The organism is Umezawaea sp., from assembly GCF_036375055.1.
In the GTDB taxonomy this organism is placed as follows: domain Bacteria; phylum Actinomycetota; class Actinomycetes; order Mycobacteriales; family Pseudonocardiaceae; genus Umezawaea.
This window is the reverse complement of the sequence record NZ_DASUSQ010000125.1, coordinates 15,972-35,478: the sequence shown is the minus strand read 5'-3', so window position 1 is coordinate 35,478 and position 19,507 is coordinate 15,972. Positions and strand designations below refer to the sequence as shown.

14 protein-coding genes are annotated in these 19,507 nt (G+C 72.3%); 2 read left to right on the top strand and 12 right to left on the bottom strand.

The window, feature by feature from the left end:
• Positions 1 to 44 precede the first annotated feature (44 nt).
• Together VFZ92_RS31165 and VFZ92_RS31160 are read right to left on the bottom strand one after the other, a co-directional pair.
• The gene (locus tag VFZ92_RS31165) at positions 45 to 1,622 is read right to left on the bottom strand and encodes a M4 family metallopeptidase (RefSeq protein ID WP_330879651.1); all 1,578 of its coding nucleotides are present in this window, start codon (positions 1,620 to 1,622) and stop codon (positions 45 to 47) included.
• Between the two features lie 387 nt (positions 1,623 to 2,009).
• The gene (locus VFZ92_RS31160) at positions 2,010 to 2,591 is read right to left on the bottom strand and encodes a DUF4240 domain-containing protein (RefSeq protein ID WP_330879650.1); all 582 of its coding nucleotides are present in this window, start codon (positions 2,589 to 2,591) and stop codon (positions 2,010 to 2,012) included.
• Between the two features lie 102 nt (positions 2,592 to 2,693).
• Here VFZ92_RS31160 and hrpA point away from each other — a divergent pair, with 102 nt between their 5' ends.
• Positions 2,694 to 6,623 (top strand): ATP-dependent RNA helicase HrpA, encoded by a 3,930-nt coding sequence (hrpA, locus tag VFZ92_RS31155; protein ID WP_330879649.1) that lies wholly within the window; start codon positions 2,694 to 2,696, stop codon positions 6,621 to 6,623.
• A 325-nt stretch (positions 6,624 to 6,948) separates the two neighbouring features.
• The gene (locus VFZ92_RS31150) at positions 6,949 to 8,886 is read left to right on the top strand and encodes a glycoside hydrolase family 44 protein (RefSeq protein WP_330879648.1); all 1,938 of its coding nucleotides are present in this window, start codon (positions 6,949 to 6,951) and stop codon (positions 8,884 to 8,886) included.
• A gap of 259 nt (positions 8,887 to 9,145) precedes the next feature.
• Here the strand turns inward: VFZ92_RS31150 and VFZ92_RS31145 are convergent, their stop codons facing one another.
• The 10 genes from VFZ92_RS31145 to VFZ92_RS31100 all read right to left on the bottom strand — a co-directional run bounded on the left by VFZ92_RS31145 (position 9,146) and on the right by VFZ92_RS31100 (position 19,474).
• Positions 9,146 to 9,748: an FHA domain-containing protein gene (locus VFZ92_RS31145; RefSeq protein WP_330879647.1), complete on the bottom strand. Its 603-nt coding sequence runs from the start codon at positions 9,746 to 9,748 to the stop codon at positions 9,146 to 9,148.
• Entirely contained in the window at positions 9,748 to 11,028 is a 1,281-nt protein-coding gene (locus VFZ92_RS31140) for a vWA domain-containing protein (RefSeq protein ID WP_330879646.1), read from the bottom strand. Before VFZ92_RS31140 ends, VFZ92_RS31145 begins: the two co-directional genes overlap by 1 nt.
• A complete protein-coding gene (locus tag VFZ92_RS31135) occupies positions 11,018 to 11,998 on the bottom strand; it encodes a PP2C family serine/threonine-protein phosphatase (RefSeq protein ID WP_330879645.1) in 981 nt (326 codons plus the stop codon). Before VFZ92_RS31135 ends, VFZ92_RS31140 begins: the two co-directional genes overlap by 11 nt.
• A 2-nt stretch (positions 11,999 to 12,000) precedes the next feature.
• The gene (locus VFZ92_RS31130; RefSeq protein WP_330879644.1) at positions 12,001 to 14,406 is read right to left on the bottom strand and encodes a serine/threonine-protein kinase; all 2,406 of its coding nucleotides are present in this window, start codon (positions 14,404 to 14,406) and stop codon (positions 12,001 to 12,003) included.
• Complete coding sequence (locus tag VFZ92_RS31125) at positions 14,403 to 15,185, bottom strand: hypothetical protein (protein ID WP_330879643.1); 783 nt, start codon at positions 15,183 to 15,185, stop codon at positions 14,403 to 14,405. The genes VFZ92_RS31130 and VFZ92_RS31125 overlap by 4 nt, the downstream gene beginning before the upstream one ends.
• A gap of 6 nt (positions 15,186 to 15,191) precedes the next feature.
• Entirely contained in the window at positions 15,192 to 16,160 is a 969-nt protein-coding gene (locus VFZ92_RS31120; protein WP_330879642.1) for a glutamate ABC transporter substrate-binding protein, read from the bottom strand.
• Positions 16,157 to 17,449 (bottom strand): hypothetical protein, encoded by a 1,293-nt coding sequence (locus tag VFZ92_RS31115; protein WP_330879641.1) that lies wholly within the window; start codon positions 17,447 to 17,449, stop codon positions 16,157 to 16,159. Before VFZ92_RS31115 ends, VFZ92_RS31120 begins: the two co-directional genes overlap by 4 nt.
• A 261-nt stretch (positions 17,450 to 17,710) precedes the next feature.
• Entirely contained in the window at positions 17,711 to 18,262 is a 552-nt protein-coding gene (locus tag VFZ92_RS31110; RefSeq protein ID WP_330879640.1) for an NADAR family protein, read from the bottom strand.
• Positions 18,262 to 18,843 carry a pyridoxamine 5'-phosphate oxidase family protein gene (locus tag VFZ92_RS31105; protein ID WP_330879639.1) on the bottom strand — a complete coding sequence of 194 codons (582 nt, stop codon included), beginning with the start codon at positions 18,841 to 18,843 and terminating at the stop codon, positions 18,262 to 18,264. The genes VFZ92_RS31110 and VFZ92_RS31105 overlap by 1 nt, the downstream gene beginning before the upstream one ends.
• Positions 18,844 to 18,910: 67 nt before the next feature.
• Entirely contained in the window at positions 18,911 to 19,474 is a 564-nt protein-coding gene (locus VFZ92_RS31100; RefSeq protein ID WP_330879638.1) for a GNAT family N-acetyltransferase, read from the bottom strand.
• Positions 19,475 to 19,507: the final 33 nt, after the last annotated feature.

The following is a 19,507-nucleotide window of genomic DNA, read 5'->3' as shown; positions in this document are numbered from 1 at the left end:
ACCGTGCAGGGGGGCGGTCCGGGCCCCGGAGTACCGGGCGGGGCCTACTTGACGTTGACCGCCGCCCACGCCCTCGTCACCGCGGCGACCTCGGCGCTGCCCGCTCCGTAGAGCTCGGTGGCGGCGGCGATGGTGCCGGTGCGCGCGGCGGCGTACTTGGTGCTGGAGGTGAACCTCGTGGTCAGCGCCCGGTACCAGACCTTCTCGGCCTTGGCCCTGGTGATGCCGGTGACGGGCAGGCCGTCGTAGGTCGGGCTGTCGTAGGCGACCCCGTTGATCGTCTTGGGGCCGCTGCCCTCCGAGAGCAGGTAGAAGAAGTGGTTGGCGATGCCGGACGAGTGGTGCACGTCCAGGTTGCCGACCGTGGAGGACCAGTAGTCCGCGGACTTGCCGTCCCTGGACGGCTTGTCCATGTAGCGCAGGGGAGCGCTCGTGCCGCGGATGTCGATCTTCTCGCCGATGAGGTAGTCGCCGACGTCGCTGCTGTTGTTCGCGCTGAACTCGACCGTGGTGCCGAAGATGTCGCTGGTGGCCTCGTTGAGACCGCCGGGCTCACCGGAGTACACCATGTTGCCCGTGGCCGACGTGACGCCGTGCGACATCTCGTGGCCCGCGACGTCCAGCTCGGTCAGCGGCTTCTGGTTGCCCACGCCGTCGCCGTAGGTCATGCAGAAGCAGCTGTCGCTCCAGTTCGCGTTGTTGTAGGCGTTGCCGTAGTGCACGCGGCTCGTCGCGCCGACGCCGTTGTTCTTGATGCCGCTGCGGTTGTGGACGTTCTTGTAGTAGTCCCACGTGACCGCGGCGCCGTAGGCCGCGTCGACACCGGCCGTGGCCTTGTCGCTGATCGCGCCGTTGCCCCACTTGTTGTCGGCGTCGGTGAACAGCGTGCCCGTGCCGGAGGTGTTGTTGGCGTTGGTGACCGTCTGGTTGCCGCGCAGCGGGTCCTTGAGCTGGAACGTCGACCCGGACCTGGTCGTCTCCAGCTTCACCGTGCCGCTGTACTGGCTCACGCCGGAGCCCTCGACGTGCATCACGCGGTCCTCGCTCATCAGCACCTCGCCGGTGGCGGCGTCGGTGTAGACGTGCAGCTCGCTGGGCGACCGGTCGGCCTTGGTCCCGGTGAGCACGACCTCCCACGCCAGCGTCGGGGCCCGGTCGATCGCGAACACCACGAGCTGGGGTTCGGCCTTCGTCCAGGTCGCGCCGGCCTCGGCCACCCGTGCCGAGGACGCCGCGGTGGCGGCGGGGATCGCGGGCGTCGTGGACACGGTCAGCGCCGCGTCGGTGGCGCGGTCGACGGAGCTGATCGCGCCGGTGCCGGACCGGTGCACGACCATGTCGCCGCCGACGACCCGCAGGCCGTCGAGGGTGCGGTCGTAGCGGACGTGCCGGGTGCCGTCGGGGTCGGTGACGACGTCCTTGACCACGAGCTGCTCCTGGCCGCTCAGGCCCAGTGCCGACCTCACCGCTCCGGCCTGCGACGCCGCGAGGCTCAGGGTGCTCTCGCGGTCGGGCGCGGCGGAGGGTGTGGAGGTGGGCGGCGCCGCGGTGGCGGTGAGGCCGCTGACGGTCACCAGCGCGGCGGAGACCAGCGCCGCGTAGCCCAGGGTGGTGCGCTTCATGGACGCTCCTGTTCCGGTGCAGGGGGAGTTCGGCTCGTCCACGAAATCCGCGAATGAGACGAACACCGAGGAACATCTCGGCCAACAGCGCGTTGACCAGGAAATCGATGTTATGGCTGCCTCTGCGGAGGTAAATCGTCTCCCACATCGTGGGAAAGTCTCAGATTTCGAGCGATCCTGCTGGTCAGGGCTGTCCGACTAATCCGGATTGCGGATGAAAGGCCAGCTCAGCGGGGCCGGAAACGACGGCGGAACAAAGCGCGCAAGCGGGCAGGGGAATGAATCGCGCTGGGCCTTTCGGTGGCGTCCGTTGGTCTGGGACGTGTTGAGAGTTAATGACCGGCCGTGGTCGTTCGGTCACGCACGATCGCGGTGACCGGACGGGTGCTAGCCGTGGGCGACGCGGTCGGCGAAGAGCGCGCTCAGCCGGGGCAGTCTGCTCAGGAGCTCCGGGAGCGCGTCGAAGTCCCAGGGCTCGCCGTCGGGCTCGGGGCTGACCATGGACGCGTGGCGGCGGGCGGCGAGGTCGGCGTCCAGGCCGTCGTGGTCGCCGGTGCGCCGCCGGTGGGCCTCGCGGGCGACGTAGTCGAGGCCCTCCCAGTCGAGCGGCTCGTCGGTGGGCCACGCGTCGGGGTCGGTGGTGGCGAGCCGCTGGACCGGGGCGAGGTCGGCGAGCGCGTCCGGATCGGCGGCGACCGCGGTGAAGCCCGCGCGGCCGAGGCCGACGAGCCAGGCGAGGAAGTAGAAGAAGCCGTCGTCGGAGCAGCCGCCCAGGACGAGGTTCGCCGCTCCCCAGTGCCGCCAGGTGTCGGCCCGGCCCCGGACGTGGTCGAGCAGGACCTGGAAGTCGGTGATGTCGGGCGGGGGCAGGCTCGCCAGGTGCGTGGTGAGCCACGTCAGCCGCTCGGCCGGGGTGCGGGTCGCGGCGGCGGAGCGCTCGATGAGGGCCCAGAAGGAGGCTTCGTCCATGGCGTCGACGGTAGGCGTCGGGTCCGACAGTTGATCTTGCTATCGGGTGCGGGGCTTTAATGGCGGGCTCGCCCGCGCGCGGGGATCTATCCTGGACGCAGTATGGACACGCCGCTCGCCGGGTCACCACTTGCTGACCTGCACAAACGCCTGCCCGAGTTGATGCTTCGCGACCAGCGCAGGCTGCAACGCCGTCTCGATGGTGCCCGCAGGGTGAAGGACCCGCTGTCCAAGCGCGCCATAGCCGCGGAGATCGCGGGGGAGATCGACGACGCCGAGCTGCGGCTCGCGCTGCGGCGCGAGGGCGTGCCGACGCTCTCCTACCCCGAAGAGCTGCCGGTCAGCAAGCACAAGGACGAGATCCTCGCGCTGATCCGCGACCACCAGGTCGTGATCGTGGCGGGCGAGACGGGGTCGGGCAAGACGACCCAGCTGCCGAAGATCTGCCTGGAGCTGGGCCGCGGGGTGCGGGGGCAGATCGGGCACACGCAGCCCCGGCGGCTCGCGGCGCGGACGGTCGCCGAGCGGGTCGCCGAGGAGATGAAGACACCGCTGGGGTCCGCGGTGGGCTACAAGGTGCGGTTCAGCGACCAGTCCGGCGAGGACACGCTGGTCAAGCTGATGACGGACGGCATCCTGCTCGCGGAGATCCAGTCGGACCGCGACCTGAGCCGCTACGACACGCTGATCATCGACGAGGCCCACGAGCGCAGCCTGAACGTCGACTTCCTGCTCGGGTACCTCAAGCAGCTGCTGCCGCGCCGCCCCGACCTCAAGGTCGTCATCACCTCGGCGACGATCGACCCGCAGCGCTTCTCCCGGCACTTCTCCGACGCGCCGGTGATCGAGGTGTCGGGGCGGACGTACCCGGTGGAGGTGCGGTACCGCCCGATCGTGGACCCGGACGACGAGTTCGTCGACCCGGACCGCGACCAGACCTCGGCCATCGCCGAGGCCGTGGTGGAACTCCAGGCCGAGGGGCCGGGCGACATCCTGGTGTTCCTGTCGGGCGAGCGGGAGATCCGCGACACCGCCGACGCGCTCACCCAGCTGGAGCTGCGGAACACCGAGATCCTGCCGCTGTACGCGCGGCTGTCGTTCGCCGAGCAGCACCGGGTCTTCCAGGCGCACTCGGGGAGCCGGGTGGTGCTGGCGACGAACGTGGCGGAGACGTCGCTGACGGTGCCGGGCATCAAGTACGTCATCGACCCCGGAACGGCCCGCATCTCGCGCTACAGCCACCGGCTGAAGGTGCAGCGGCTGCCGATCGAGCCGGTGTCGCAGGCGTCGGCGAACCAGCGCAAGGGCCGCTGCGGGCGCGTGTCCGAGGGCATCTGCATCCGGCTGTACACCGAGGACGACTTCGAGTCGCGGCCGGAGTTCACCGATCCGGAGATCCTGCGGACGAACCTGGCGTCGGTCATCCTCCAGATGACGTCGATCGGGTTGGGCGACATCGCCGCGTTCCCGTTCATCGACGGGCCTGACTCGCGCAACATCGCCGACGGCGTGCAGCTGCTGCACGAGCTGGGCGCGATCGACCCGGCCGAGACGGACGTGCGCAAGCGGCTCACGCCGTTGGGGCGCAAGCTCGCGCAGCTGCCCGTCGACCCGCGGCTGGCCCGGATGGTGATCGAGGCCGACCGCAACGGGTGCGTCCGCGAGGTCATGATCATCGCGGCGGCGCTGTCCATCCAGGACCCGAGGGAACGTCCGCAGGACAAGCAGCAGGCGGCCACCGAGCAGCACGCGCGGTTCGCCGACCCCACCTCGGACTTCCTGTCGTTCGTGAACCTGTGGACGTACCTCAAGGACAAGCAGAAGGAGCTGTCCTCCAACCAGTTCCGCCGGATGTGCCGCACCGAGTTCCTGAACTACCTGCGGGTGCGGGAGTGGCAGGACATCTACTCGCAGCTGCGGCAGGTGGCCAAGACGCTGGGGCTCACCGTCGGCGAGGACGTGGCCGACCCGCAGCGCGTGCACATCTCGCTGCTGTCTGGTCTGCTGTCGCACATCGGCGTGAAGGACGTCCCGAAGAAGGACCCCGGCAAGCGCGCCTCGACCGAGTACGTGGGCGCCCGCGGCGCGCGGTTCGCGGTGTTCCCCGGCTCGGCGCTGTTCAAGAAGCCGCCGCAGTGGGTGATGGTCGCCGAACTCGTGGAGACCTCGCGGCTGTGGGGCCGGATCGTGGCGCGGATCGAGCCGGAGTGGGCCGAGCAGCTCGCACCGCACCTGGTGAAGCGCAACTACAGCGAACCGCACTGGGAGATCAAGCGCGGCTCCGTGGTGGCACTGGAGAAGGTGACGCTCTACGGGGTGCCGATCGTGGCGGCCCGCAAGGTCAACTACGGGCGGATCGACCCGGAGCTGTCGCGGGAGCTGTTCATCCGCCACGCCCTCGTGCAGGGCGAGTGGACCACGCACCACAGGTTCTTCCACGCCAACCGCGCGCTGCTCGCCGAGGTCGAGGAGCTGGAGAACCGGGCCCGCCGCCGCGACATCGTGGTGGACGACGAGACGCTCTACGAGTTCTACGAGCAGCGCGTCGGGGCCGAGGTCGTGTCGGTGCGGCACTTCGACACGTGGTGGAAGAAGACCCGGCAGAAGCAGCCGGACCTGCTGACGTTCACCAAGTCGATGCTGATCAACGAGCGCGCGGAGGTCAGCGAGCAGGCCTACCCGGACTCCTGGCAGCAGAACGGGCTGTCGCTGCCGCTGTCCTACCACTTCGAACCGGGCGCGGGCACGGACGGCGTGACGGTGCAGCTCCCGCTGCCCGCGCTGACGACCCTGGGCGACGAGGCGTTCTCGTGGCAGATCCCCGGCCTGCGGCTCGACCTGGTGATCGCGCTGATCCGGTCGCTGCCCAAGCCGGTCCGGCGGAACTTCGTGCCGGTGCCGGACGTGGCGAAGGCGGTGCTGGAGCGGATCTCCACCGACGATCCGCTGCTGCCCGCGCTGGAACGGGAGCTGCGCGCACTGACCGGTGTGGTCGTGCCGCGCGAGGCGTGGCAGCTCGACCAGGTGCCGGACCACCTGAAGCTCACCTACCGGGTCGTGGACGAGAACAACCGCGAGCTGGCGCTGGGCAAGGACCTGGGGGTGCTGAAGAAGCAGCTCGTGAAGGAGGTCCGGGCCACGCTGACCGCCGCCGCGGTGGACGTGGAGAAGTCCGGGCTGACGTCGTGGAGCTTCGGCAAGCTGCCCAGGACGATGGAGCAGAGCCAGTCCGGGATCGTGGTGACGGCGTACCCGACGCTGGTGGACGAGGGCGAGACCGTGGCGATCCGGGTGGTCGACACCCCCGGCCGGCAGGCGTTCGCGATGTGGCGCGGCACCCGGCGGCTGCTGCTGCTCGCCGTGCCGTCGCCGGTGAAGGTGCTCCAGCGGACCCTCGACAACGCGGCGAAGCTCGCGCTGACCCGCAACCCGCACGGCGGTGTCGCCGCGCTGCTCGCGGACTGCATCTCCGCGGCCGTCGACCGGCTGATGGCCGAGGCGGGCGGTCCCGCGTGGACGGAGGCCGGGTACGAACGGCTGCTCAAGCACGTCCGCACCAACCTCAACGCGGCCGTGTTCGCCGTCGTCGGCGACGTGCGCAAGGTGCTGGTCGCCGCGCACGACGTCGAGCTGCGGCTGTCCGGCATCAAGGCCCCGGTGTTCGGTCCGTCGGTGGCGGACGTGAAGGCGCAGCTCGCGGGCCTGGTGCACAAGGGGTTCGTCACGCGGGTCGGCGCTGCGCGGCTGCCGGACGTGGTCCGCTACCTGCGCGGGATCGAACGGCGGCTGGAGAAGCTGGTCGAGAACGCGGCGCGCGACCAGGAGTGGATGGACCGCGTCCACCAGGTGCACCAGGAGTACCGCGAGCTGCGGGCGCAGGTGCCCGCCGACGAGCCGAACGAGGCGCTGGACGAGGTGCGGTGGATGATCGAGGAGCTGCGGTTGAGCTACTTCGCGCAGACCATCGGCACCCGGTACTCGGTGTCGGACAAGCGGATCTTCAAGGCGTTGGACGCGGTGGTGCTGCCGTAGGTGCTCGTCCGGCCGTCGTCGGTGGGGGACGGCCGGAAACTGGCGCGGACCACCGGCGACGACCAGGCGATCCACCTTCACCGGACTGGGCCGCGGGCAACCGGGTCGAGGTGGTGTTCCCGCCGACCTGCGGGATCGAGGCCGCCCTCGCGGCGCTGCGCCGCGAGGGCGACGGGCTCCTCCGAGTCTCCCGCTGCGACTCGAACACCCGTCGAATCCACTCGAACGCCCGTCGAATCCACCCGGCGCACTTGACTCGTGCCCCCGTCCGGCGCGAGCGTCGTGGACAACTGGTGAGGCACTGACTCGGGCGGGGGCGTCTGTGATGGGCAGTCGGCGACAGCGGAAGGCGCGGTCGGTCGCGGCAGGCGCCACGGCGGCCTCCCTCGTGGCGGCCGTGTTCACGGGCCAACCGGCCGCGGGCGCCGCGGCGGTGACCGACGGACCCGCGCTGTCGGTGGACTTCTCGGCCGCCCGGCACGCGATCAGCCCGGACATCTACGGGCTGAACGGCGGTGACCCGGCGTTCAGCGCCGAGATCGGCCAGTCGGTGGCGCGGTGGGGAGGCAACGCGAGCAGCCGGTACAACTTCAAGAACCGCACCTACAACACCGGCAGCGACTGGTTCTTCGAGAACATCGTCGCCGCCGAGGAGCGCTCCCTCGAAGGAGTGGTCGGCTCAAACCTCGGCCGCGGGATCAAGCCGGTCGTCACCGTGCCCATGGTCGGCTGGGTGGCCAAGGACTCGCCCTCCTCGCACCCGTTCGCGTGCGGCTTTCCGGCGACCCGGTTCCCGGTGCAGGACGGGTTCGACACGTGGGATCCCAACTGCGGCAACGGTCAGCAGGACGGGAAGAACCTCATCGGCGTGCCCGAGGACACCTCGGTCAGGGCGGACGCGGCGTTCGCGGGCGAGATGGTGGCTCACCTGGTGGACAGGTTCGGCACGGCGGCACGGGGTGGTGTGCCGATCTACGAACTCGACAACGAGCCGGTGCTGTGGGCCCACACGCACCGCGATGTGCATCCCGAACTGGTCGGCTACGACGAGCTGGGCGGCAAGGGCACGGCGACCGCCGCGGCGATCAAGGCCGCCGACCCGAGCGCGGCCGTGCTGGGCCCGTCCGGGTGGGGGTACTGCGAGTGGGTCGCGTCCGGGGTGGACGGCTGCGGGCCGGGTGCCGACTCGGCCGCGCACGGCGGCCTCAACCTGTCGCAGTGGTACCTGAAGAACATGAAGGACTACGGCGACGCCCACGGCGGCAGGCGCTACCTGGACTACTTCGACCAGCACTTCTACCCGCAGATCAGCAGTGGCAAGGATCCCGCGACCAACGCCTGGCGGCTGCGGTCCGTCCGGTCGCTGTGGGACCCGACGTACGTCGAGGAGTCGTGGATCGGCCCCGGTGGGGTCAACGCGCCGCCGTTGCAGTTCATCCGCACGATGAAGTCGTGGATCGCCCAGTACTACCCCGGCACCAAGACCGCGATCACGGAGTACAACTGGGGCGCGCTGGACGACATCAACGGCGCACTCGCGCAGGCCGACGTCCTGGGCGTCTTCGGCCGTGAGGGCCTGGACCTCGCCACGATGTGGGGCGAGCCCAAGCCGAGCGATCCCGGCGCGTACGCGTTCCGGATGTACCGCAACTACGACGGTGCCGGCGGCCGGTTCGGCGACGTCAGCGTGTCGGCGAACTCCGCCGACCAGGACCGGCTGGCGGTGTACGCCGCGGAGCGCACCTCCGACAAGGCGCTGACCGTCGTGGTCGTCAACAAGACCGCGGACGACCTGACCTCGCCGTTGTCCCTGTCCGGGTTCGACAGCGCTGGTGCGGCACAGCGGTTCACCTACGGCCCGGCGAACCTGGGCGCCATCGTGCGCGGAGCCGATCTCCAGGTCGGCGACGACCGGGTCGAGGCGACGTACCCGGCGAACTCGATCACCCTGCTGGTCCTGCCGCCCGCCGGGTGCTCGGCCCGCCTCCAGGTCAACGGTGACTGGGGCACGGGACACGTCGCGACGGTGACCGTCACCAACAACCGCGCCACGGCGCTGACCGGGTGGCGGGTCAACTGGACGTGGCCTGCCGGTCAGCAGGTCGGCAACTCCTGGAACGCCGCCCTCAACCAGGACGCGGCCGGCGTGGTCGCCACCGACGCCGGGTGGAACGGCTCGATCGGTGCGGGCGGCTCCACCACGTTCGGGTTCCAGGCCACCGGCGGGGCAGCGACACCACGGTTGACCTGCACGCCCACCTGAGCAGGGCCGCCAGTCCGTCCAGTGCGCTCTGGTGCCATGAAGCCTTGGCCGACCAGTTCGACCTGGTTGTCGGCGTACCAGACGCGGGTCCTTCGCGGTCCTGGGACCCGACCGACCTGGACCCGACCGGCCCCCGGCCCACACCCATCCATCCCCGTGACCGACCAGCCCTCTCCGCCCTTCCCAACCCTTTCCCCGGCCGGACCCCGATTGTTCGCGCTCCTCATGGAGACGACGGCGCGATCGGGGTTCGACCGAGTCACGCCAGGCGGATGGTCAGCGTGGTCCACGCGCCCAGGTGCACGCGGTCGCCGTCGGACAGCGGACGCGGGGCGTTCGGGGGCAGCGGGTTCGTGGCGCCGTTGACCGTGGTGCCGTTGGTGGAGTCCAGGTCGACCACCGCCCACGCGCCCGCGGTCCGCACGAGCATCGCGTGGCTCGCGGAGACACCGGGGTCCTCCGGCGGCCCGATCAGGTCGATGTCGGGGAAGATGCCGCGCGAGCGGCTGCGGCGGCCGATGCTGATCCGGTCGTCGTGCAGCACGAAGCGGCGTTCCGGGCAGTAGAGCGGGAACTCCATCGCGGCGGAGTCCGGGCCGCCCGCGGCGACGACCCGCTCGAAGTAGTCGCGGTCGGCCGTGACGACGGCGTGCCACGCCGCGGGTGTCGGCGGTGCCGGGGCCGCGGTGGCCGTGTCGAGCGAGTCGTGGCCGCACTCCTCGCAGAACCGGCCGACCTGCGGTGTGCCGCACGAGCCGCACACCCGTGGCGGGGCGGGCTCGTCCGGGGCCGCCAGCGGTGTGCCGCAGACGTCGCAGTAGTCGTCGGTGGCGCTGTCGTGGCCCGAGGAGCAGGTCGGCATCAGGGTCTCCCGACCCGCTTGGTCACGGTCGACCGCGTGTCGAGGGTCATCTCGTCGGCGTCCTCGACCTTGGGCCGCAGCTTGACCGTCCCGGTGACCGGGTCGACCACGTCGACGACCTTGGCCAGCAGCTTCGCGGTGTCGGTGTTGCCGGACGAGGTCGCGAGCGCGACCGCGCGCCCGAGCTTCGCGGTCGCCGTCTCGACGTCGCCGGACTTGCGGGCCTCCAGGCCGTCCTGGATGGCCTCCGCCAGCTCGGCCTGCCCGGTGTAGTGGGCGACCTCGCGGTTGATGCGCGTGGACAGGGCGCTGTCGTCGGTCCACACCGCCAGCACCCTGCCCTGCCCGAGGACGTCGCCGGTCGAGGTGAGCAGGCTGACCCGGCCCGCGAGCATCCGGTCGCCCACGCCGGCGGCCTTCACCCGCACGCACACGTGGTAGTCGCGGCTCTCCGAGCCCCACGCGCCGATCGGGTAGTCGCCGGTGCGCGGCCCTGACTCGGTGCGCCGGTCGGTCAGGTCCAGGACGGTGGGGGACACCTGCTTCACGAACGCGACCGTCGCGCCCTCCGGCGTCCACAGCCGCAGCGACACCCCGCCGACGGCCTTGCCCATCGCGGTCGCGGTCATGGCGCGGAAGTCGTCGGCCAGCCCCTGCGGGTCGGCGACGATGTCGACGGAGCCGAGCATCGCCTCGGCGACCTTGCGCAGCTCCTCGACCTGCCAGTCCGTGCCGACGCCCCGGCAGTCGCAGGTGAAGCGGCCGCTGACGGACGCGAGCGTGCGGGAGAGCTGGGCGGGCGTCTCGTGCTGGTTCTGGCCGTCGGTCAGCAGGATCGCGTGCTTGAGACCGCCGCGGTGCCGGGCCAGGACCCGGTCGGCGAGCGTGAGCCACCGGCCCATGGCGGTGCCCCCGTCGGCGGTGAGGCCGCGCACGAGCCGCTTGGCCTCCAGCCGCGTGCGGTCGTTGACGACCGCGAGGCCCTCCTCGCGCGGGTAGACCATGCGGGCGGTGTCGGTGCCCTCGACGACGGCGAACGACACGCCGTCGCGCAGCGCGTCGATCGCGGTGACGGTCGCGTGCTTGGCGGCGTTGAGCTTCGCGGGCGGGTAGCGCATCGACCCCGAGCAGTCGACGATGATCACCTGGGCGACGTCGGTGGACGAGACCGGGGCCGAGGAGCCGCCGCTCGCCGACACCGTGACGATCGCGTCGACCTCGCGCGCGCCCTCCGGCAGGTACTCGTTCTGGAAGACCTCCACGGCGAACTCAGCGGTCATCCGCACCCCCCACCTCGATGACGACCACGGTGATGTTGTCGTGCCCACCCGCCTCCAGGGCGGTGTCGACCAGGTGCCGCGCGACCTCCAGCGGGGCCGCGCCGCGGGGGCGGACCGCGTCGAGGTCCTCCACCTCCGGAAGGTAGTTCCACAGGCCGTCGCTGCACAGCAGCACGATCCCCGTCTCCTCAGGGACGAGCGTCACCACGTGCGGGCTGACCTGCCCGGAGTCGCCGCCCAGCCAGCGCGACAGCACGTGCGAGCGGCGGTCGTTGACCGCCTCGGCCTCGGTGAGCACCCCGTCGGCGACGAGCTGCGCCGCCCACGTGTCGTCCTTGGTGAGCCGCCGCGACGGGGTCTTCGCGCCGTCGTCGGCCAGCCAGTACGCGCGGCTGTCGCCGACCCAGCCCACCACCACGCCGCTCTCGGTCCGCATCGCCGACACGTAGGTGCACGACGGCGCCACGTCCGGCGCCTCCGGACGGGCCAGCTCGCCTGCCGCGCGGTTGGCCGACGCCACCGCCAGCACGGTCGCCCGCTCCGGGTCGGAACCCTCGACCAGCGCGTCGACCAGGACGGCGTTCGCCGCGTCCACGGCGGCCTGCGACGCCTCGTCGGACCGCTCGGAGGACGCGACCCCGTCGCACACGATCGCCGCGACCCCGCGCGCGTGGACCTGGCCGAACGCCATCGAGTCCTCGTTGCGCGCCCGGCGCCTGCCCCGGTCGCTGATCCCGGCGAGCGTGGGCAGCACGAACTCCATCCGGTCCCGCCCGGTCGGCTGGGACCGGCCGCACAGCTCGCAGAAGCCGTCGGAGTCGATGTCCTCGCTGCCGCACGCGCACTGCGCGGCCGCGGACCCGTCCGGGCCGCCGACGGGGGTCGTGCGCACCAGCAGGTTGCGGCCGCACTCCTCGCAGAACCGGTCCTGGGCGCCGACGGGCGCGTCGCACTCGGGGCAGTTGGTCATGGTCACACCAGTGTCCGCGGTCGCACGGCGTTGGCCCGGTCCACGAGGGCGAAGCGCTCCTCTGGCGTGTCGGCGAGCCGCGCGAGGGTCCGGTAGTGGCGCTCCAAACCAAGCCTCAGGCCCCGGTCCGTCAGTTCGCACCCCAGCAGCTCCCCGTGCCCGTTGACCGACGTTCCGCCACCACCGCTCGCGAGCCAGTCGAACGCCGCCTGGAGCACCTCGACGCTCAGCCTCGCCCTGCGGGCCACGTCCAGCTCCAGCGCGGCCAACCGCTCCGCCGCCCCCGAGATCGACGCGATCGCCGGGTCGCCACCCGCCCGGTGGTGCGCCTTGTCGGTCTGCGCCCGGATCGCGGACACCTGCGCGGCCACGTGGTGGCTGGAGGTCTCCGGAACGGTGTGCAGCACCGCCACGGCCCGGTCGGGCGTCCCCGCCGCCAGCAGCACGCGGGCCAGGCCGAACGCGGCCGACACCGAGGAGCGGTCCGTGCGCCACACCAGCTCGTAGTAGTGCGCGGCCTCGTCGAGGTTGCCGGTCGCCTCGGCGCACAGCGCGATGCCGAGCTTCGGCGCGGCCTCGCCGGGCAGCACGTCGTAGACGGTCTCGAACGCCGCCCGCGCGTCGGTCGGGCTGCCCTCCACCAGTGCCGCGAGCCCGCGGTACCAGATGGGCCGCCAGTCGTCGGAGTCCACCAGGGACGGGTCGTCCGGGTCGAACATCGAGGTCGCCGTCAGCCCGTACAGCTCGCGGGTCGCCTCCTCCGACTGGCCGGAGTCGATCAGGGCGCGCACCAGTTGCAGCCGCACCTCGGCGGTCGTCACGGGGGCGGCGCGCAGCGCGGCGATCCGCTCGGCGGCCTCACCGGTCGTGGCGGTGGCGAGGAACCCGGCGGCCGGGTCGGTGGCGTCGACCTGGGGGACCGGCAGCGCCGCCGCGGCGGTCGGCAGGTCCGGGTCGCGCTCGGCACCGAAGCACCGCCGTTCCGGCGTGAACTGGCGCGACAGGCCGGGGCGCGGGTTGCCGTCCTCGGCGGCCAGCACCTCGCGCAGCACGCCGGTGAGCTGCTCGGCCATCTCCTCGGCCGAGGTGAACCGCAGCTCCGGGTTGGGGTCGGTCGCCCGGTGCAGGAACCGCCGGTAGGACTCGAACCGCGCCAGCAGCGGCTCCACCGCCGGGCTGGGCAGACTGGCCCGGTACTTGCGGCGGAAGTCGAACGAGAAGCTCATGACGGCGAGCGCGCGGCCCACGGTGTACAGGTCGGAGGCCACCGACGGGCCGATCGTGCCGATCTCCGGCGCCTGGTAGCCGATCGTGCCGTAGATGGCGCTGCGGTTGTCGCCGATGCGCCGCACCGCGCCCAGGTCGATCAGCTTGAGCTGCTCCTCGGTCTGGATCACGTTGTCCGGCTTGAAGTCGCAGTACAGCAGGCCGACGCCGTGCAGGTAGCCCAGCGCGGGCAGGACCTCCAGCGCGTAGGCGATGGCCTGCGCGAGCGGCAGCGACTCCGTGCCGCCGCCCCGGCCGCGCAGCTCCTTGATCATGTCCTTGACCGACTGGCCGCCGACGTACTCCATGACGATGTAGTCGACGAGGTCGCCGGTCGTGCGGTCCGCGTGCTGCACGAAGTTGTGGATCTTCACGATGTTCGGGTGCTCGACCTCGGCGAGGAACCGGCGTTCGGCCATCGCCGCGGCCATCGCGTCCGCGTCACCGGAGTCGAGCAGGCCCTTGAGCACCACCCACCGGTCGCTGACCGCGTGGTCCAGTGCCAGGTAGATCCAGCCGAGGCCGCCGTGGGCCAGGCAGCCCAGCACCTCGTACTGGCCGTGCAGGACCTCGCCCGGCTCCAGCTTCGGCGTGTAGGAGTAGTGGTGGCCGCACTGCGGGCAGAACCCCTCCACGCGGCCCGGCCTGCCCTCGCGGCTGCGCCCGACCTCCTTGCCGCACGCGCTGCAGAACCGCTTCGCCTCCGGCACCTCGGGGTTCGCCAGCACCGCGGACTTCGGGTCGCGGTAGGGCACGCGCGGCACCTCCACCAGCCCGGCGCCGAGCCTGCCGCGGGCCGTGGACCGGGTGGACGCGCGGCGGCTGCGGCCGGACGGGCTCACGGTGCTCGTCCACGGCGCCGTGCCCGGTCCGGTCGACGGGCCGGTGAACGCGCCCGTGCTCTGCCCCTGGGTGCTCTGCCCCTGGGTGCTCTGCGACCGCGTGCCTGGTCCCCGTGCGCTCGGCGGCTCCGAGCCCCGCGTGCCCGTGGTCCCGGAGTCGGCCGTGGCCTCGGCGGGCCGCGTCGTGGTGAACGCGCCCCCGCTCGCGGGCAGCACCGACGGCGCCTCCAGCCCGCAGTGGTCGCAGAACCCGTCGGGGTCGATGGTCCCCCCGCACCCCGATCGTCGACACGCGCTCATCTCGCCTCCGCCAGGTCGAGCACGGCCTGCTGGTAGCGGCCGACCGCGCGGGTCGCCTCCGGCAGGTCGCACGGTGCGGTGAACAGGACGTCGTGCGCCGCGCGGTGCACCGCGGCCAGGGCCGCGTCCTCGGCGTGCCCCAGGCGGGTCGCCTTCGCCCGGTAGGCCTCCAGCCGTCCGCGCAGCTCGGTGCGGCGGTCCAGCAGCCCGGTCAGGTTCGCCACCAGCGCGCGGCACTCCGGCAGCGCGTCCGGCACCTCGGGCAGGGCGCCGACGGCGATCTTCTCCGCGACCAGCGCCCGCAGCCGGTGCGCCTGCTCCCGCACCCGCACCAGTTCCCGCTGGTCGTCCTCGGTCGCGGTCCGCCGGTCCACGGCCCGCGCCAGGAGGTCGACGACGTGCGCGTACCCCTCCCGCATCCGCGTGACCAGGTCGTCCAGCGCGACCCGCTCCGCGATGACCGCGGGCCCGGTCAGACCGCGCCGCGACAGCGGCACCGAGCGGCTGTCCAGCTCGACGGCCCGCCCGGTCAGCAGTTCGGTCAGCTCGGCCAGGTCGGCGGGCGACGGCCTCTCGGTGCGGGCGCGCACCTCCCGCACCTCGTCCAGCAGCCGCCGGTAGGCGTCGAACTGCGCCCACAGGCCCGCCACGGCCTCGCGCTCGGCGCCGACGAGCAGCGCGTGACCGGGGTGGTCGTCCATGGCCAGCAGCGACTGCGCGATCCGGTCGCTCTCCGCGACCCGCCGCGCCAGCACCTCGTCCACCTCGTCGCGGTCCACGGCCGCTCAGTCCCGGTACTTCGCCGCGGGTGGCGCGGCGCCGCGGTCCAGCGCGCCCAGCCACCGCTGGTGGATCCCCGCCCACGTGCCGTCGGAGCGGATGCGCTCCAGGACCCCGTTGACGAACCGGACGAAGTCCTCGTTCGCCTTGGGGATGCCCATCCCGTACGGCTCCTGGGTGAACTGCGGGCCGACCATCTCCGTGTACGGGTCCTGCGCGGCCAGCCCGGCGAGGATCGTGTCGTCGGTGGACACCGCGTCCACCTGCCCCTGCTGGAGCATCACCAGGCAGTCCGTCCAGTTCGCCACGGCCACCACGACCGGCTTCGAGGCGATGTTCGCGACGTTCGCCAGCGAGCTGGACCCCTTCGTGGCGCACACCTTCCGGCCGCCGAGCGAGTCCGGACCGGTGATGCCGGACCCGCGCGCGGCCAGCACCCGCTGCCCGGCCTGGTAGTAGACGCTGGAGAACGCGACCTTCTGGGCCCGCTCGCAGTTGATCGTCATCGTGCGCACCACGACGTCGACCTCGCCCTGCTCCAGCGCCGGGATGCGCTGGTCGGAGGTCAGCACCTTGAACTGGATCCGGTTCGGGTCCCCGAAGACCGCCTTCGCGACCTCGCGGGCCATGTCGACGTCGAACCCCTCGATCGCGCCGGACTCGGGGTTGCGGAACCCCATCAGGTAGGTGTTCTGGTCCACGCCCGCGATGAGCCTGCCCCGCGCCGCGATCCTCTCCATCGTCGAGCCCGGCGGCATCGCCCCCGGCTGCGGCAGCGGACCGGAGGGCCGCAGGCTCGCCGTCGCGTCGCACGGGGGCACCGCCGCGGCGCTGCTCGGCGGCCCGCCGACCTCGGCCGCGTCCCCCGGCGTGGGGGCGCCCGCCGACCCGACCGTGATGTCCGGCGCGGAACTGGGCACCGGCGCGCACGCGGCCGACAGCAGGAGCAGCAGCAGGACCACCAGTCGTCTCATCGGTACTCCTTCAGGCGCTGCCACACGCCCATCACCGACGCCGCCGCCGCGCCCAGCGCGAGCAGCGCCACCACGGCGACCGTGCCGGTCAGCGCACCCCGCGCGGTGGCGACCGACCCGGTGAACGCGGTGCGGGCCTGCGTGATCGCGGTGACCAGGTCGCGGTCGAGGTTGTCGAACGCCACCGCCGCGCCGCCCTGGTCGGGACCGATCGCCGCGCCCAGCGCCGTGGTGTAGTCGCCGCTGTCGTCGGCCTCCCTGATCCGGCGGTGGGCCTCCTGCCAGGCCTGGAAGTTCTTCTCCGCGGACGTGACCGCGTCGCGCACCGCGGGCGCGGTGGCCAGCGACCTGCCTCGGGCGAGCAGCTCGCCCAGCTCGCCCGAGACCTCGCCGTAGCGCTTCTCGTAGGCCGCGCCGCTGCCGCGCGCCACCAGCGTCAGCGTCTCGTCGCCGCGCGCGGTCAGCGTGGCGATGCGGGCCCGTGCCAGCACGTCGACCTGGGCCGACCCGTTCTCCCGGCTGTCGGACACGGTGGTCGCGACGACCGCGCTCGCGATGCTCACCCACAGCAGCGACACCAGCACCAGCCCGGTCGCGACCACCAGACCGACGTTGAACACCCGGTTGGAGCGGCGGGTGACGTACCACTGGGCGAAGCCGAGCGAGGCGAGCGCGACGAGGCCGAGCAGCAGCTCCGACCACGGGCCGCCGCCCGCGCTGTCCTGGTCGCGGACCACGTTCGCCGTCTCGGCGCGGTAGAGGCCCTGCGCGGCGGGCAGCAGCTGGGCGCGCATCAGGCTGGACGCCTCGCGCAGGTAGGCGGCGCCGACGGGGTTGCCCTGCCGGTTGTGCGTGCGCGCGGTCTCGACCAGCCCGGTGTACACCGGGAGCTGGCCCGCCAGGGTCGACAGCGCGGTGCCGACCTCGGGGGAGCGGGACGTCTCACCGGTCGCGGTCGACAGCGCCGCGGCGGCCTTCGCGATGTCCGCCTCGTAGCGGGACCGCAGGGCGGGCGACTCGACGCCGCCCGAGAGGAACGCCGACGCCGCCGTGGCGTCGGCGTCGGCCATCGACCGGTAGACCTCCTGAGCGGCGAAGCTCAGCGGCTCGCTGCGGTTCGCGAGCTCCTCCAGCGCGGCCGAGCGGGTCTGCACGCTCCACGCGGTGAGGGCGCCCACGACGACGGTGACCGCGACCAGCAGCAGGGCGATCAGGCTCAGCCGCCCCGGTGTGCTCTTCACCAACCCCGTGACCCGGCGCGAGGTCGGTGCGGTGACCACGGCCGTCATCGGGGTCCCCTTCCGCCGCAACCACGTCCTCACCACCCGCGGGCTGTCCCACAAGCGTAGATACAGCCTGGTCACCGTGGGGCCCAAACGTGATGATCCACTGGGCGGACGCGGTCCACCACCCCCAGCGGGCCGGAGATCTCCGGATTCACCCCGCTGAGACACGCGTTCAGGGGACGCGGGCCCCCTCGTGCCGCCGTCGGAACCGGACGCGGCCGACCGGGTGAGGTCCGGTGGGACGAACGGATGAACCCGACCGGTCTAGCGCGCGGCCCTGAGTTCGTCGCGCGCCGTCATCAACGCGAACCCCAGCAGGTTCAGGCCGCGCCACGTGGACGGGGTCAGCGCGCGCTCGTCGTCGTCGCGCAGCCCGATGCCCCAGATCCGGTCCAGCGGACTGGCCTCGACCAGCACGCGCTCGCCCGTGCGCAGCAGGAAGTCCCGCAGCGCCGGGTCCGCGCCGAACTTCGCGACGTTCCCCGCCACCACGATCCCCACCCGGTGGGCGTCCCACACGGCGCTGTCGAACCCGCGCACCTGCCTGCCGATGTTCTTCGCCTCGGCGGGCGTGCGCGCGGTCATCACGCGCTCGGCGGCCTGCTCGTCGCCGAACAGCCGCGCCTTGCCCGCCATCATGAAGTGCTCGGCGGTCGCGTACGTCGTGCCCTCGACGTCGAACGGCGACTCGAACCACTGGCTCAGGCACTCCGAGCCCAGGTCGCCCGCCGACTTCGGCCCCCAGAAGAACACGAACGCCATGGGCACGCCGTTGTGCTCGGCGCGGCGGGCGCTGTCCAGGTCGCGGATCGTCATCACGGGGCCCTCGGCGGTACGGGCAGCGGCAGGGCGGGCAGCCCGTCCATGCTCACGCCGTTGAAGTCCTTGCCCTCGCAGTAGGCGCGGAACTCCTCGTCGGACTTGCGGCCGAAGTACTCCGCGTGCAGCGTCCGCTCCTCGCGGTAGTCCATGAACGGCACCGCGAACCCGCACGTGTCGCTGATCTGCCGCGCGGTCACCACGACGACCGCCCGCAGCCCCGGCGCGTCCGCGTCGCCGAACCCGGCGACCAGTTCGGCGAAGCGCGGGTCGTCGCGGAACACCGGCACCCCCGTGCCGTGCACCCGCACGATGTTCGGCGGCCCGGTGAACGCGCACCACATGAGCGTGATCCGACCGTTCTCCCGCAGGTGGGCGATGGTCTCGGCGTGGCTGCCGCCGAAGTCCAGGTAGGCCACCGTCTGCTCGTCGAGCACCCGCAGCGACCCCGACCTGCCCTTGGGGGAGACGTTGACGAACCCGTCGCCGGTCAGCGGAGCGGTGCCGGTGAAGAAGACCGGCTGCGCCTCGATGAACTCCCGCAGCCTGCCGTCGATCCGGTCGTAGATCTTTCCCATACCCCCGATTATGGTCCGGGGTGCCCGCTCTGAACCCCGGTTTTTCCACAGCGTGGGCATAACGCCGTCAGCACTCGCCCCGGCCGGGCTCCTCCGCCACCCGCGCGTGCAGGTGCTCGTCGTGGCGCAGGCCGTCCCCGTACACCGATCCCGACCGCAGCGTTCCCTCGGTCGGGTAGCCCGCCTTCACCGCCACCCGGCACGACGCCCCGTTCGCGACCGCGTGGAACAGCTGCACCCGGCGCAGCCCCAGCGCCGCGAACGCCCAGTCCGTCACCACCCGCACCGACGCCGTCGCGACGCCGCGCCCACGGGCCCACGGCGCGACCCGGTAGCCCATCTCCCCGCTCGACCTGCCGAGGTCGAGCTCGTGCAGCGACACGTTGCCCAGCAGCCGCCCGGTGCCCGCGTCGAGCACCGAGAACGTCGCGTGGTCGCCGCTCGACCAGTCCGCGAGCCGCTCGCACCACTCCCGCGCGCTCGCCAGGTCCACCACCGAGGACACGGGGTTCCAGCGGGCCGTCTCCGGGTCGCGGGCCATCGCCAGCGCGTCGGCGGCCTCGCGCGCGTCGGGCGGTCGCAGCAGGAGGCCGCCGACGGTCAGCTCCACCGGGTCGATCGCGGGTGCCATGACCGTGATCCTGGTCCATCCGGCGGTGGCCTA